11 protein-coding genes are annotated in these 14,114 nt (G+C 61.3%); 8 read left to right on the top strand and 3 right to left on the bottom strand.

Translation table 11 applies throughout. The annotated features are described in order from the left end of the window. Positions 1–31: 31 nt before the first annotated feature. Positions 32–475 (bottom strand): carboxymuconolactone decarboxylase family protein, encoded by a 444-nt coding sequence (locus BLL36_RS26655; protein WP_076954590.1) that lies wholly within the window; start codon positions 473–475, stop codon positions 32–34. A 154-nt stretch (positions 476–629) separates the two neighbouring features. Here BLL36_RS26655 and pdxR point away from each other — a divergent pair, with 154 nt between their 5' ends. The 3 genes from pdxR (at position 630) to BLL36_RS26640 (ending at position 2,927) form a co-directional block, all read left to right on the top strand. After that, positions 630–2,063 (top strand): MocR-like pyridoxine biosynthesis transcription factor PdxR, encoded by a 1,434-nt coding sequence (pdxR, locus tag BLL36_RS26650; RefSeq protein WP_076954589.1) that lies wholly within the window; start codon positions 630–632, stop codon positions 2,061–2,063. 84 nt (positions 2,064–2,147) lie between these two features. Next, complete coding sequence (locus BLL36_RS26645; RefSeq protein ID WP_076954588.1) at positions 2,148–2,429, top strand: putative quinol monooxygenase; 282 nt, start codon at positions 2,148–2,150, stop codon at positions 2,427–2,429. 96 nt (positions 2,430–2,525) lie between these two features. Then, positions 2,526–2,927 carry a cupin domain-containing protein gene (locus BLL36_RS26640; protein ID WP_076954587.1) on the top strand — a complete coding sequence of 134 codons (402 nt, stop codon included), beginning with the start codon at positions 2,526–2,528 and terminating at the stop codon, positions 2,925–2,927. 340 nt (positions 2,928–3,267) lie between these two features. Here BLL36_RS26640 and BLL36_RS26635 read toward each other — a convergent pair whose 3' ends face one another. Then, positions 3,268–3,897, bottom strand: a complete 630-nt coding sequence (locus BLL36_RS26635) for a DNA-3-methyladenine glycosylase I (protein WP_076954586.1) — start codon at positions 3,895–3,897, stop codon at positions 3,268–3,270. 216 nt (positions 3,898–4,113) lie between these two features. Between BLL36_RS26635 and BLL36_RS26630 the strand changes: the two genes are divergently transcribed. The 4 genes from BLL36_RS26630 to BLL36_RS26615 all read left to right on the top strand — a co-directional run bounded on the left by BLL36_RS26630 (position 4,114) and on the right by BLL36_RS26615 (position 8,146). Beyond that, positions 4,114–5,439, top strand: a complete 1,326-nt coding sequence (locus tag BLL36_RS26630) for a C4-dicarboxylate transporter DctA (RefSeq protein ID WP_197678482.1) — start codon at positions 4,114–4,116, stop codon at positions 5,437–5,439. A 169-nt stretch (positions 5,440–5,608) separates the two neighbouring features. Then, entirely contained in the window at positions 5,609–6,310 is a 702-nt protein-coding gene (locus BLL36_RS26625; RefSeq protein ID WP_076954584.1) for a FadR/GntR family transcriptional regulator, read from the top strand. A gap of 16 nt (positions 6,311–6,326) precedes the next feature. Beyond that, the gene (locus BLL36_RS26620; RefSeq protein WP_076954583.1) at positions 6,327–7,019 is read left to right on the top strand and encodes a GntR family transcriptional regulator; all 693 of its coding nucleotides are present in this window, start codon (positions 6,327–6,329) and stop codon (positions 7,017–7,019) included. 77 nt (positions 7,020–7,096) lie between these two features. Next, positions 7,097–8,146 (top strand): SEL1-like repeat protein, encoded by a 1,050-nt coding sequence (locus tag BLL36_RS26615; protein ID WP_076954582.1) that lies wholly within the window; start codon positions 7,097–7,099, stop codon positions 8,144–8,146. An 89-nt stretch (positions 8,147–8,235) separates the two neighbouring features. Here BLL36_RS26615 and BLL36_RS26610 read toward each other — a convergent pair whose 3' ends face one another. Then, positions 8,236–13,095 (bottom strand): NAD-glutamate dehydrogenase, encoded by a 4,860-nt coding sequence (locus BLL36_RS26610; protein ID WP_076954581.1) that lies wholly within the window; start codon positions 13,093–13,095, stop codon positions 8,236–8,238. Between the two features lie 488 nt (positions 13,096–13,583). Between BLL36_RS26610 and BLL36_RS26605 the strand changes: the two genes are divergently transcribed. Further along, positions 13,584–13,937, top strand: coding sequence for a hypothetical protein (locus BLL36_RS26605; RefSeq protein ID WP_076954580.1), 354 nt, complete (start codon positions 13,584–13,586; stop codon positions 13,935–13,937). Positions 13,938–14,114: the final 177 nt, after the last annotated feature.

Genomic DNA, 14,114 nt, shown 5'->3' with positions numbered 1-14,114 from the left:
AGTAAGCCCGCACATTTGTTCGGCGCCGTACTCACGCATTCGGCGGCTGTTGCCGAAAGCTTACCGCCAGGCGGTTCCAGCCACTGATGCTGGACACCGCCATGGTCAGGTCCACCAGTTCCTGCTCGCTGAATTCCACGCGCACCGCCGCGTACAACTCATCCGACACCGTCGAGCTCGGCAGCGTCGCGACCGACTCGCTCCAGGCCAGCGCGGCTTTTTCCCGCGCCGTGAAAAACGGCGAATCACGCCAAACGCACACCGCGAATAAGCGTCGCTCGGTTTCACCGCGCTGACGCGCCGCCATCGAGTGCATATCGGTGCAGAAACCGCAGTGGTTGAGCTGCGACACACGAATCTTGATCAGCTCCAGCAAGGGTTTCTCGATGGACAAGCCAAAGGTCGTCGCCTCCAGCATCAGCATGCCCTTGAGCGCTTGCGGCGAGGCGGTGTAGTAATCCAGGCGCGATTCCATGGGGCAGTTCTCTGACGGCGGGTGCAATGAAAGTCCAGCCTAGGGCCCGCCAGGCATAAGCCCTATAGCCAATCGGGCGGTTTATGCGCAGACCATTTTGCGCCTGCCACGCACGCGCGTAATCTTGGCGCAGACTCAATGCCTGGAATACGACATGGAATTGCACGTGGTGATCAATGGCCGCAAGGACCTGGCCGAACAGCTCTACCAGCAGTTGCGTGAAGCCATTGGTTCCGGGCGCCTGGCCGCCGGCGCGCAACTGCCGCCCAGCCGCCTGCTCGCCGAACAATTGGGCGTGTCGCGCAAGACCGTGTCCGACACCTACTCCACCCTCACCTATGAAGGCCTGCTGATCGGCAAGACCGGGCGTGGCACCTTCGTCAACGCTGGCACGCCACAGAGCGAGCACCTGCAAACCGCCCCCGATCTGGCCTGCGCCGCCCAACTGGCGAAGTGGCAAGCGCTGCCCTCGCCCATGCGCCACCCCACCCGCGACGGCACGCTGCGCTATGAATTTATCGGCGGCGCCACCAGCCGCAACCAGTTCCCCCAGGACGAATGGCGGCGCTGCACCCAGGACGCGCTGCGCCGCATTGCCCAGAACAGCGGGTTCTACAGCCAGCCCGAAGGCTTGCCGGCGTTGCGCAGTGCAATCGCCGGGCATATCGCGTTCTCGCGCGGCGTCAAATGCCGCGACAGCGACATCATCGTCACCAACGGCGCCCAGCAGGCGCTGGACCTGATCGCCCGCGTGGTGCTGGAGCCGGGCAGCATCGTGGCCATGGAAGACCCGGGCTACAGCCCCGCCCGCCAGCTATTCATGGCGATGGGGGCCCGCGTCGCCGGCGTGCCGGTGGATGACCAAGGCATTCAGGTCGACCGGATTCCCGACGGCACCCGGCTGATCTACGTGACGCCCTCCCATCAATTCCCCCTCGGCATGCCCATGAGCCCGCCGCGCCGCGAAGCCTTGCTGGCGCGGGCGTTCGAACTGGGCGCGATCATTATCGAGGACGATTACGACAGCGAATTCCGCTACGAGGGGCGGCCTACCGACTCCCTGCAAAGCATGGACAGCCGCGGCGTGGTGACCTACGTCGGGACCTTTTCCAAAACCTTGCTGCCGGAGCTGCGCCTGGGCTACGCGGTGCTGCCGCCGGCGATTCATGGTGCGGTGCTCAAGGCCAAGCAACTCACCGACCAGCACAGCTCGACGCTGCCGCAATGGGCCTTGGCCAAATTCATCAGTGAAGGCTACCTGCTCAAGCATATCCGCCGCTGTCACGCGGTGTATGCCGGGCGTCGCGAGCGAATCCTGCAGCGCCTGGCGGGTGACCTGTCGTCCTGGTTCGAAGCCGTGCCTACCGTGGCCGGGTTCCATATGGCGGCGCTGTGCAAGGTGCCGGTGGACATCCCGCTGCTGATGCAGCTGGCGCGCCAGGTCGAAGTGGGCTTGTACCCTCTGGATGTGTTTTTCCACGACACCCCGGTACGTCCAGGCCTGATCATCGGCTTTGGCGCCATCGAGACCCTGGATATCGACCCGGCGCTGGACAAGGTCCGCGATATCCTCAAGCAAATTGGCTAGCGGACTTTGCGCCGGATTGGTCATTGGTCCTGTCGTCACGAGGTTCTAGCCTGTGCACTGACACCTGACCCGGAGACCATCGCCATGCCAGCCTGTGCCTTCAACACCGTCCATGTCCACGCGACCGCCGGGCGCTCAACGCAACTGGGCGAGCGCCTGCAGCAGATAGCCCAAGCCGTACGCAGCGCCCCCGGCTGCCTGGATTACACGGTGCAGCGCGACCCGGCCAACCCAGACCTGTGGACCGTCAGCGGCCAATGGGCCTGCGCCGAACAGCTCAACGCACACTTCAGGCTGCCCGCCCTGCAAGGCTATATCGAACTGACTGGCGAGCATTTGGCGCGCCGTTTGACTTTCGACCATTGAAGCAATGGTCTACCGGTCTTCGCCGCCATTGGTCATTGGTCCCCCAGGCCGCGCGGCGTAGGGTGAAGTGGCCTCGAACTACTTGGAAACCTTGCCATGAAACGCCTACTCGCAGCCTCCCTGATGCTTGCCTCGCTCAGCGCCTTTGCCCACGAACCGGTTTACCAACACGAATCGATCAAGATTTTGCAAGAGCACGCGTTAACCAATGTGCCCGGCAAGAAAACCCTCCTGCTCACCGTCGACTACGCCCCCGGGCAGGCCACCGTGCCCCACAGCCACACCGGCACCGCCGTGGCCTATGTACTTGAGGGCGCGGTCACTTCGCGGGTGAATGATGAAAAGGCGAAAACCTACAAGGTGGGTGAATCGTTCTATGAACCGGCGGGCTCGCGGCGCTTTGAATCGAGCAATGCCAGCCGGACGAAACCGGCCAGGTTGCTGGTGGTGATGGTGCTGGATGACAAGGCTGAGGTGCTCACGCCATTGCCGCAATAATCCGCCACACCACAAAACCCATGTGGGAGCTGGCTTGCCTGCGATGGCGGTGTTCCAGGCACAGTTGTGTTGGCTGAACCGCCGCCATCGCAGCATAGGTATCTACACATCTTTGTAGTGAGCGGGCTTGTCCCGCGCTGGGCTGCGAAGCAGCCCCAAACCAGGCGAATTGGGTTTGTCTGAAACTGCGCGGTGTCTTTATTGGGGCGGCTTCGCCACCCAGCGCGGGACAAGCCCGCTCACTACAGGGAGATTTGTAAGCCTTTGAACGTTGTGTAGATACCTATGGCCATCGCAGGCAAGCCAGCTCCCACAGTTTGAATCGCATACAGCCAGGAACTCACGGACGTATGAACTGGCGACGCAGCGCTTCAATCCGTGGCCGACACGCGCAGCCGTCCAAGTGATCATTAACCATCCCCACCGCCTGCATCAGCGCATACATCGTGGTCGGCCCCACGAACGTCCAGCCGCGCTTCTTCAACGCCTTGGATAAACGCACCGACGCCGGCGACGTGGGGTTTGCCGTCCAGTAAGCCAGGTCCACCACCGCAGGGCGCTCCTCATCGCCGGGCTCGAAAGCCCATAGCCAACGCGCCAGTGAACCCGTCTCCTCCACCAGCTCACAGGCCCTGCGCGCATTGTTGATGGTCGACACGATCTTCGCCCGATTACGCACGATGCCAGGATCGCGCATCAACCGCTCGATATCCGCCTCGTCGTACTGCGCCACCCGGCGAAAATCAAAGCCGTCGAACGCCGCGCGGAACTGCTCACGCTTACGCAAAATGGTGATCCAGGCCATGCCCGCCTGGAAGCCCTCCAGGCAAATCTTCTCGTACAGCGCGCTGTCACCCGCCACCGGCACGCCCCACTCATGGTCGTGGTAGCGCGGATATTCCGGCGCGGCCGTGCGCCAGGTGCAGTGGGCCTGCCCGGTTTCGTCGGTGGTCAATCCTGGTTTGTCCATCCATCACCTCATGAGCCGAGCGGTGATGATAAGCGAAAATTTTTCCACTCCGCCAACCGCTCAAGCACCGCCCTCGCCGAGCAACTGGTCAGACCGGGACCCGTCAATCGACAAATAATGAGTTGTTATTTCAAAAATACCTGGCCTAGACTGGCGACGCACTGGACTTACCGGTATGACCACAACAATTAAGCCCTGGAACCACCAGGGCACCGAATAGAGATCCCTCCCATGCTCAGATGGTGCTCGCGTTCGATTTTCCTGCAAGTCGTGATTGGCCTGATGCTCGGCATCATTTGCGGCCTGGCCCTTCCCGAATTCTCCTCGCAACTCAAACCCCTGGGTGATGGCTTTATCAAGCTGATCAAGATGCTGATCGGCCTGATCGTGTTCTGCGTGGTGGTCAGCGGCATCTCCGGCGCCGGCGACTTGAAAAAAGTCGGGCGCATCGGCCTCAAGTCGGTGATCTACTTTGAAATACTCACCACCATCGCCCTGGTGATCGGCCTGGTCATGGCCTTCAGCACCGGCATCGGCACCGGCGCCAATATCCACTTGGAGCAACTGTCGTCGGCGGGCCTCAATGAACTGGCCGCCAAGGGTCAGCACATCAAGGGCACCAGCCAGTTCCTGATGGACTTGATCCCCAACTCGGTAATCGGCGCCTTCGCCGAAAACAACGTGCTGCAAGTGCTGCTGTTCTCCGTACTGTTCGGCAGCGCGTTGAACCTGGTGGGTGAAGCAGCCTCGGGCATCACGCGGCTGATCAATGAACTGAGCCATGTGATCTTCCGCATCATGGGCATGATCGTGCGCCTGGCGCCGATCGGCGTGTTCGGCGCAATCGCCTTCACCACCAGCACGTACGGGCTGGACTCCCTGCAACACCTGGGCAGCCTGGTGGGCTTGTTTTACCTGACCTGCTTCGCGTTCGTCGGCCTGATCCTCGGCGTGGTGATGCGCGTATCGGGCCTGCGCCTGTTACCGCTGCTCAAGTACCTGCGTGAAGAGTTGCTGATCGTGATGGGCACCGCCTCTTCCGACGCGGTGCTGCCACAAGTCATGCGTAAACTCGAGCACCTGGGGATTGGCAGCTCCACCGTCGGGTTGGTGATCCCGACCGGGTATTCGTTCAACCTTGATGGTTTCTCGATCTACCTGACCCTGGCCATCGTGTTCATCGCCAACGCCACCGGTACCCCGCTGTCGATGACCGACCTGATGACCATCCTGCTGGTGTCGTTGATTACCTCCAAGGGCGCCCACGGCATACCCGGTTCGGCGCTGGTGATTCTGGCGGCGACACTCACCGCCATTCCGGCGATTCCGGTGGTGGGCCTGGTGCTGGTGCTGGCGGTGGACTGGTTCATGGGCATCGGTCGCGCCTTGACCAACCTGATCGGCAACTGCGTCGCCACCGTGGCCATTGCACGCTGGGAGAAAGACATCGACATCCAGCGCGCCAACAAAGTGCTTGAGGGTCAGCAAGGTTATGCCTTCCAGGCCAAGAAACCGGTGTTGCCGGCGCATCAGGAGTTCTGATCCATTTAAAAGAACAACCCCTATCAGAATGTGGGAGCTGGCTTGCCTGCGATAGCGGTGGGTCAGGCGCCAGATCCATTGCCTGGCAGTCAGTCATCGCAGGCAAGCCAGCTCCCACACTGGGTCATCGCCCATTCAATTATTGTGTATGCACTTAAAGGAGTACGACGTGATCAGCACCTCAACCGTCGTCAATTCAGTGGTAGAAAAACTGCGCGCCGCCCTCGCGCGGGGCCAGTGGCGCCGGGGCGAAATGCTCCCCGGCCAGCGTGAACTGGCCGAACAGATGGGCATCAGCCGCCCAAGCCTGCGCGAAGCGGTGATCGTGCTGGAGACCCTCGGCCTGGTGCGCTCCATGCCCGGCAAAGGCGTGGTGGTCCTCGAAACCCGCATCAGCGAGCCACAATCGAGCGACGCGGTGGCGCACGCCAGCCTCGAAGACATCCTGCAACTGCGCTACACCCTCGAACCTTTCATCGTCGGCCTGGTGGCGCAGTCCATCAGCAGCAAGGAAGTCGGCCAACTGCGCCTGACCTTGATGGACATGCGCGAAGCCCTCGACGCAGGCGACGCCGAAGCCGGCATGAATGCCTACATCGGCTTTCACGAAGAACTGTTTGCCCTCACCTCCAACCCGATCTTCCAGAACGTGGTGCAGCAGACCAGCAATGCCCTCAAGCAAAGCGCCCAGGTGCTGCGCAATTCGCCGGAACACCTGGCCGAACGCCTGCGGGAAAACGAAGCCGTGGTGCGCGCCATCCGCAACAAGAACAGCGCCCTGGCCAGTGCCGAAATGCGCCGGCACATCCTCCAGGAAGGCTTGCGCATGGGCATTGCCCTGAACATCCCGGACGACCATCTGGGCAGCTGACTTTTGGAGACCGGCCATGACCGCTCATGCACTGCAACGCGACCCGATCTTCCCTGCCCTGCGCCTGATCGCGGGTAAAAAGCTTTCAGTGGACGATATCTACCCACGCCTGTTCGACGCCATCCTCGAACAACGCATCGCCCCGGCCAGCCGGTTTACCGAAGAAAGCCTGGGCGAAACCTTTGGCGTGAGCCGTAGCGTGATCCGCCGCGTATTAGCCAAGCTGTCCCACCAGCAAGTGATTATTCTGCGCCCTAACCAGCGCGCCCAGGTGGCTGCACCGGACGTTCAGCAAACGCTGCAGATTATCGAAGCGCGGCGCATGACCGAACTCACCGTGGTGCAACTGGCCTGCGCGCAAGCAACGACACCGCACATCCGCCAATTACGCGAGCTGATTGGCCGCGAGCAAGACTGCATCGAACGGGACCAGCGCGGGCCCGCGATTCGCTTGTCGGGTGAGTTTCACCTGCAACTGGCGGCGATCGCGGGCAACGCGCCGTTGGCGCAGTTTCTCAATAGCCTGGTGCCGTTGACGTCGCTGTTCATCGCCCAATACGAGGCACACGCCTGCACCTACTGTGCGTGGCAAGAGCACATGGCGATTGTCGATGCCGTTGAGCAACGGGACGTGCCCAGTGCGGTCAAGCTGATGACTCGACACCTGGATCACTTGGCGTCAAAACTGCTTGGGCGCCAAGCGCTATAGGTATGTAACGCCTGCGATCCCCCGCGATACCGGACCCTGTATTCGCACAATTTGCGTGCGTATTACAGGTATCAAACATGAACATGAATTCAAACGTCGACCCCGTGCTGTTCAACTTTCTGTCTCAGGTGAACACGCAAAAAGCCGCTTTATCGCCGCCAACACAGGTTGCGCTGAATCAGTTGTACAGCGCCGCACATAAGGCTGGAGCGAAGTTTTTTTTGCTGGGTAATCTTGAAAAAGCCGAGCCTTTGCTGAACATCGCCGCCGCGTCCGGAAACGGCTGGAGCCAGTTTGCCCTGGCGACATGCAATGTCTATCGAGACGGCATTTGGCATACCGAGCACGACAGCCTGGTTTCTTACCCAAGTGAAGAAACAAAAAAATGGCTCAGGCTTGCGGCGGCCAATGACTATCTCCCTGCTCTCATCCAACTGGGTGATAGCGCCAGCGTGGAAAAAGCCGAGGCGCTGATCAGCCAATTGCCGGCCCAGGAAAACCCCCAGGGCCTGTATTACCAGTACCTGCTTACCGACGATGCAGAATGGCTGGAGAGGTCCGCCGCCGCCGGCTCCAACAAGGCTCAGCACGCGCTCGCCACGCTCTATCGCCGAAAGCCGCAGATGATTGCCAATGACGCATACCGCACGGCACGCATCGAAGAACTTTACCAACTGGCCGCGGACGGGGGCCTGCCCTTGGCGGTTTATTCACGGGTCTTTTCGGCGGATTCGAGCGCCAGTGTTGCTGAAAAGCGAAGCCGACTGGCTCAACTGGCTTGGTTGGGACACGTGGAAGGCATGCTGGAATATGGTTACGCGCTCGCCAACCTGCCACGGCGTTCAACCCGCAATCCCCTGCCGTACGAAGACCAGCAACCAAAACCGCGTACCTATGGCCTGGCAAAAAACCTGGGCGTGGCGTGCGCGATGCTGAAATTTGTCCTGAAAAACACGGCGGGGGCTATCAGCACGCCCATGCTCGCGGACGACGTCCACCGGATCGAAACGCAGATGACGCCAGCGGACCAGGAACAGGCAGACACGACCCTGCGCCAACTGACGGAGAAGCAAATTTCACCGTTTTACCGTCTTGAGGAATTGATTATTCCAGGCACCGCTAAATGATTACCCGGTCATAGCGCTACCGGCTTCGGCCACGCAAAAAAAATCCCCGAACCATCAGATTCGGGGATTCTTTTAACACCAGAGCTTGCTTACAGCACCGACTGACCACTCAACGCCAGGTCCAGCAACTCACGGTTGGCCACCGCGTACATGGCGTAGTCCGTGCCCACGGCGGCACGGATTTCCACCATCATTGCACGCCAGCGATCGGCCATGTCCTGGTGCTGCTCAAGCCACAGGGCCACGCGGGCTTCCATGTCTTGTGGCGCATCGGCCATTTGCAGGACCGAGATGGTGATCGCGCGCTGCTGCCAATCCACATCGTCGCGGAACGCTTCACGGGCCTGGGCCTGCCAGTTGTTGGCCACCGGCAGATCGCTGATTTGCTGCAGGTACCATGGCAAGTCCAGGGCGCTGCCCACGGCGAAGTAGGCCTTGGCCACTTCGGCGGCATCGTGGCCCGTGACGTCGGCGGCCTCGATGATCGGCAGCAAGGTGTACAGGTGCGTAGTGCCTGCCACCATGCGCGCCAACAACTCCGGCACGCCGGCTTCGGTGTAGGCCTGGTAGCGGGTCTGCCAACCTTCGCGGGTCGGACCTTCCAGCAGTTCGTCGAGCTTGAGGCCCAACGCGGCCAGGTGCGGACCGAAGTGCGCGGTGTCACGCCCGGCATCCTGCTCGTTGCGACGGCTGCGCAGGAACCAGCGCGTGGCGCGACGGCCCAGGCGCATCAGCTCGTCCATCAACTGCAATTGCACATCGGCCGACACCTGGTGGTCCAGGGCTTCGATCTGACGGAACCAGTGCGGGAGGTGGAAGATGTCGCGCACGATCACATAAGCGCCCGCCACGTTCGCCGGGCTCATGCCGGTCGACTCTTTGAGCCGTTGAACGAAGGTGATGCCCATGTGGTTGACCAGGTCGTTGGCGATCTGGGTGCTGACGATCTCACGCTTGAGGCGGTGACGGCGCATGGCTTCGCCGAACTTGGCCACAAGGCTCGGCGGGAACGCGGTCTCCATGTCACGGGTCAGGTACTCGTCATCCGGCACCTGGGACTTGAGCAGCGCTTCCTTGAGGTCGATCTTGCTGTAGGAAATCAGCACCGACAGCTCCGGACGGGTCAGGCCCTTGCCATTCGAGGCGCGCTCGACGAGCTGCTCCTCGGTCGGCAGGTACTCGATGGCGCGGTCCAGCTTGCCACGGCCTTCCAGGTCGCTCATCAGGCGCTTGTACTCGGCGGCACGCTCGTAGGCACGGCGCGCCGCCAGGGACAGGGCCTGGGTCTGCTTGTAGTTGTTGCCCAACACCAGGTGGCCGACTTCGTCGGTCATGCTCGCCAGCAACTGGTTGCGTTGCTTGTCGGTCATGTCACCGGCCTGCACCACTTCGTTGAGCAGGATCTTGATGTTCACTTCGTGGTCGGAGCAGTCCACGCCACCGGCGTTGTCGATGAAGTCGGTGTTGGAACCGCCGCCATTGAGGCCGAACTCCACGCGACCCAGCTGGGTCATGCCGAGGTTGCCGCCCTCGCCCACTACCTTGCAGCGCAGCTCGTTGCCGTTGACGCGCAGCGCGTCGTTGGCCTTGTCGCCCACGTCGGCGTGGCTCTCGGTGCTGGCCTTGACGTAGGTACCGATACCGCCGTTCCACAACAGGTCCACCGGCGCCTTGAGCAAGGCGTTCAGCAGTTCGGTCGGGGTCAGCTTGTCGGCCTTGATGTCGAAGCGTTCCTTCATCTGTGGCGAGATGGCGATGCTTTTGGCGCTGCGCGAGAAGATACCGCCGCCTTCGGACATGATGCTGGTGTCGTAGTCGGTCCAGGCCGAGCGCGGCAAGTCGAACAGGCGCTGGCGCTCGACGAAGCTGGTCGCCGGGTTCGGGTTCGGGTCGATGAAGATGTGCATGTGGTTGAAGGCTGCAACCAGTTGCAGCTTGTCGGACATCAGCAAGCCGTTACCGAACACGTCGCCGGCCATGTCGCCGACGCCCACCACGGTGATGCTGTCTTCCTGCACGTTGATGCCGCGCTCACGGAAGTGACGCTGCACACCGACCCACGCGCCCTTGGCGGTGATGCCCATTTTCTTGTGGTCGTAACCGGCCGAACCACCGGAGGCGAACGCATCGCCCAGCCAGAAGCCGTAGTCGATGGCGATGCCGTTGGCGATGTCGGAGAAGGTCGCGGTGCCTTTGTCGGCCGCCACCACCAGGTACGGGTCATCGTCGTCATGCCGCACGACGTTGGCCGGCGGCACCAGGGCGCCGTCTTTCAGGTTGTCGGTGATGTCCAACAGGCCGGAAATGAAGATGCGGTAGCAGGCGATGCCCTCGGCCGCGATCTCGTCCCGGCTGCCGCCCAATGGCAGGCGACGCGGCAGGAAGCCGCCCTTCGCGCCCACGGGCACGATGACCGAGTTCTTCACTTGCTGGGCTTTTACCAGGCCGAGCACCTCGGTACGGAAGTCTTCCTCACGGTCGGACCAGCGCAGGCCGCCGCGGGCCACGTTGCCAAAGCGCAGGTGCACGCCTTCGACGCGCGGCGAGTACACGAAGATTTCAAACTTCGGCACCGGCTTGGGCAGCTCGGGGATTGCGTGCGGGTTGAACTTGAAGCTGAAGTACGACTTGTTCTGGCCGTTGGCGTCGGTCTGGTAGAAGTTGGTGCGCAGGGTCGCCTTGATCAGGTCCAGGTAGCGACGCAGGATGCGGTCTTCGTTGAGCACCTGGACGTCGTCCAGCGCCGTGAGGATCGCTTGTTCCAGGCGTTGCTGCTTGTCTTCCAGGTCGTCGGCGGTGAGCTTGCGCGCCAGGTAGAAGCGGGTCTTGAACAACCGGGTCAACTCGCGGGCGATATCGGTGTGGTTGTTCAGGGTACTGGCGATGTAACCCAGGTCGAAGCCCAGGCGGATCTGCTTGAGGTAACGCGCGTAGGCACGCAGCAAGGCCACGTCACGCCACGGCAGGCCGGCGGTCAGCACCAGGCGGTTGAACGCATCGTTCTCGGCGTCGCCATGCACGATGTGCACGAACGCATCCTGCAGGGTGTCGTTGAGCTGCTGGATATCCAGGTTCACGCCTTCGGCGGCGATGAACGCGAAGTCATGGATCCAGAACTCACGGCCATTGGCATGACGCAGGCGGTAAGGGAATTCGCCCAGCACGCGCAGGCCGAGGTTTTCCAGGATCGGCAGCACATCGGACAACGCCAGCGGGGTGTCCGCATGGTAGAGCTTGCAATGCAGCTCGCGCTGGCCGGAGACCTGGCCCAACGGCTGATAGAAGCTCATCACCAGCGGGTTGGCTTCGGTGAGGCTAAGCAAATGCTGCATGTCGACCACGGCCGAATGCGCGGCAAACCGCTCGCGGTAGCCGGCCGGGAAGCCTTTCGGGAAGTCCGCCAGCACGTTGGTGCCATGGGCTTCGCCGAAGCTTTCCACCACCAGGCTGGCGTAGTCGTCCTGCCAGCTGCGGCAGGCCTGTACCACTTCTTTTTCCAGTTGCAGCGGGTCGATGTCCAGGCGGTTCTTCGGGTCAACCCGCAGAATCAGCTGCACACGGGCCAGCACGGATTCGGAGAAGAAGGTCCAGAATTCGCAATCCGAGGCTTTCAGGCGATCCATCAGCACTTGCTGGATCTTCTGGCGCACTTCGGTGGAATAGATGTCGCGTGGCACATAGGCCAGGCAGTAGCAGAAACGTCCGTACGGGTCTTTGCGCAGGAACACGCGGATCTTGTTGCGCTCCTGGATCTGCACGATCGACATCACCGTGCTGAACAGTTCATCGACCGGCGTCTGGAACAGGTCATCGCGCGGCAGCACTTCAACCACTTGAGCCAACTCTTTGCCCAGGTGAGCCTTGGGCTGGAAGCCGGAGCGGCGTTCGATTTCCGCGACCTTGCGACGGATGTAAGGAATCACCCGCACGCTCTCGCCATACACCGAGGAGGTGTACAGGCCCATGAAACGGTGTTCCTTGATCACCTTGCCGTCGGCGCTGATCTCGCGGATCGACACGTAGTCCGGGTAAGCCGGGCGGTGCACGCGGCTCGGGTGCGCGGCCTTGGCGAACGACAGCACGGTCGGCTCGCGCAGGTAGGCCACGGCATAGTCCTCGATGCGCAGGTCATCGGCGGTGAGGCCGGCGCGCAGCAGCTTGGTCAGACCGAGGAACGAGCTGGCGTCATATTCGAGATGACCGCCATCGGCCTCGTCACGTACCACGAACTCTTCATAGCCGAGGAAGGTGAAGTGGTTGCCCACCAGCCATTCGAGGAAGTTCTTGATCTCGGCTTTTTCTTCACCGTCGATGCTGAACGGGCTGGCATCGATACCGGCCAGCAGGTCCTGGACCTTGGCTTTCATCGGTTCGAAATCGGCCACGGCCACGCGCACTTCGCCCAACACCTGCTCAAGCTCTTTGCTCAGCACGTTCAGTTCGGCGGCGTTGGCGCAACGGTCGATTTCCAAGTACATCAGCGATTCTTGCTGGATGCCTTCGCCCTGGGTGCCCTTGGGCAGAATTTCCAGCAGTTCGCCCTTGCTGCCACGACGTGTACTGAGCACGGTGGTCTGCAGGGTGTGGATGCTGTAGCCACGGCGGTTCAGTTCGGTACGGACCGAATCCACCAGGAATGGCAGGTCGTGGTGCAGCACTTCGACCGCGGTGTGGGTCGATTGCCAGCCATGACGTTCGTAATCGGGGTTGTAGACCCGCACTTGCGGTTGGGTGTGATCAAAGCGCTCAAGCAGGCGCCAGGCAGACAGGGTGCAACCGGCCAGGTCGGACAGGCGACGCTGGGTCAGTTCATCCAGGGAAATAATGCCGAAGAATTGCTCAGCGAACAGCGCCACTTGTGGCAGTGCCTGTTCACTGATGTGCTGCGCCAGTGCCGCTTGCAGTTGGTGCTGGAAGTCGGCCTTGCTGGCTGCGGTGAAGAACGCCATCTGTGGTACTCCGCTTGGGCTTGTTATTGATGGAAGCGTCGCGTGTTATCCCCTTGCGGGGAGACCGTCAGCTCTGATTCGCAGGTAAGCATAGGGCACCTTAACGGATCGGAGTGACAGGTGGGTGAAGCTGGACAAGACAATGAGGTCACATACAACTTCCATAAGATGCGCACCGCGCCGGGTGACGGTACGACGGGCAGGTCAGGCGCCAGGCACATGCACATCCGTTGCGCAGCTTAACGAGTGTGGGAAGACAGCTGCTTGCGACGCTGCGACATATTCGGTCATCGGTAAGCAGGCTTCGGGTTGCGACTTGGGCAACCCGCGATATCCGGCAGCAAAACCGGGTATTTACACGCCTGCGAGTGTCGGAAATGACTGATACAGCCCGTCAGGTCATGCACTGGGTCTGACACAGGATGCAGCACAAAATTCGCCGCAATGGCACAATTGCCGCATTACTGCCAAGCCGAGACAGGATTCCCATGCTGCAATTGAAAACCGACGCCCTCATGGCTACGCCGTGCGACGAAGAAGAAGACAACATGGCCATGCTCTGCTGCCACGGCAAGAATGGCGAAATGTTCATGCTCAGCCGTTACCCGGATGAAGAGGAAGTCGAGCTTACCTGGGACTACGAGCCATCGACCCTGGATGGACTGAAGATCACCCTGGGCGCCACGACCTTGCTGGTTGAGCTGGCGGCCGGCGATGCCGATGCGCTGGGTGGCAAGGATCGACTGCAGATCACTCACGACACCGCCGCATCGGAGCTGGCGGAGGTTGAAGAAACCTTGCGGAACATTCTCAAGGGCACCGGTACCTTCGCCCGGATCTAGGCGTTGCCAGAGGTCAAATGTGGGAGCTGGCTTGCCTGCGATACAGACGACTCGGGGCATCAGGCACACCGAGGTGATGCTTTCGCAGGCAAGCCAGCTCCCACATGGACCGTGTTCACAATACCCAGTGTCCTCAACACAATCTGTGCGCCCTACACAAAAATCCTACAAGTTTTG

The organism is Pseudomonas cedrina subsp. cedrina (assembly GCF_001983175.1).
Classification (GTDB): domain Bacteria; phylum Pseudomonadota; class Gammaproteobacteria; order Pseudomonadales; family Pseudomonadaceae; genus Aquipseudomonas; species Aquipseudomonas cedrina.
Note: the sequence above shows the minus strand (reverse complement) of the source record. Positions and strands in the feature narration are given on the sequence as shown.

Excerpts from the sequence above, each read along its gene's own strand:
- BLL36_RS26620 (WP_076954583.1), top strand. The coding sequence starts at position 6,327 with ATGACCGCTCATGCACTGCAACGCGACCCGATCTTCCCTGCCCTGCGC.
- BLL36_RS26635 (WP_076954586.1), bottom strand. The coding sequence starts at position 3,897 with ATGGACAAACCAGGATTGACCACCGACGAAACCGGGCAGGCCCACTGC.
- BLL36_RS26640 (WP_076954587.1), top strand. The coding sequence starts at position 2,526 with ATGAAACGCCTACTCGCAGCCTCCCTGATGCTTGCCTCGCTCAGCGCC.
- BLL36_RS26605 (WP_076954580.1), top strand. The coding sequence starts at position 13,584 with ATGCTGCAATTGAAAACCGACGCCCTCATGGCTACGCCGTGCGACGAA.
- pdxR (WP_076954589.1), top strand. The coding sequence starts at position 630 with ATGGAATTGCACGTGGTGATCAATGGCCGCAAGGACCTGGCCGAACAG.
- BLL36_RS26655 (WP_076954590.1), bottom strand. The coding sequence starts at position 475 with ATGGAATCGCGCCTGGATTACTACACCGCCTCGCCGCAAGCGCTCAAG.
- BLL36_RS26645 (WP_076954588.1), top strand. The coding sequence starts at position 2,148 with ATGCCAGCCTGTGCCTTCAACACCGTCCATGTCCACGCGACCGCCGGG.
- BLL36_RS26610 (WP_076954581.1), bottom strand. The coding sequence starts at position 13,095 with ATGGCGTTCTTCACCGCAGCCAGCAAGGCCGACTTCCAGCACCAACTG.
- BLL36_RS26615 (WP_076954582.1), top strand. The coding sequence starts at position 7,097 with ATGAACATGAATTCAAACGTCGACCCCGTGCTGTTCAACTTTCTGTCT.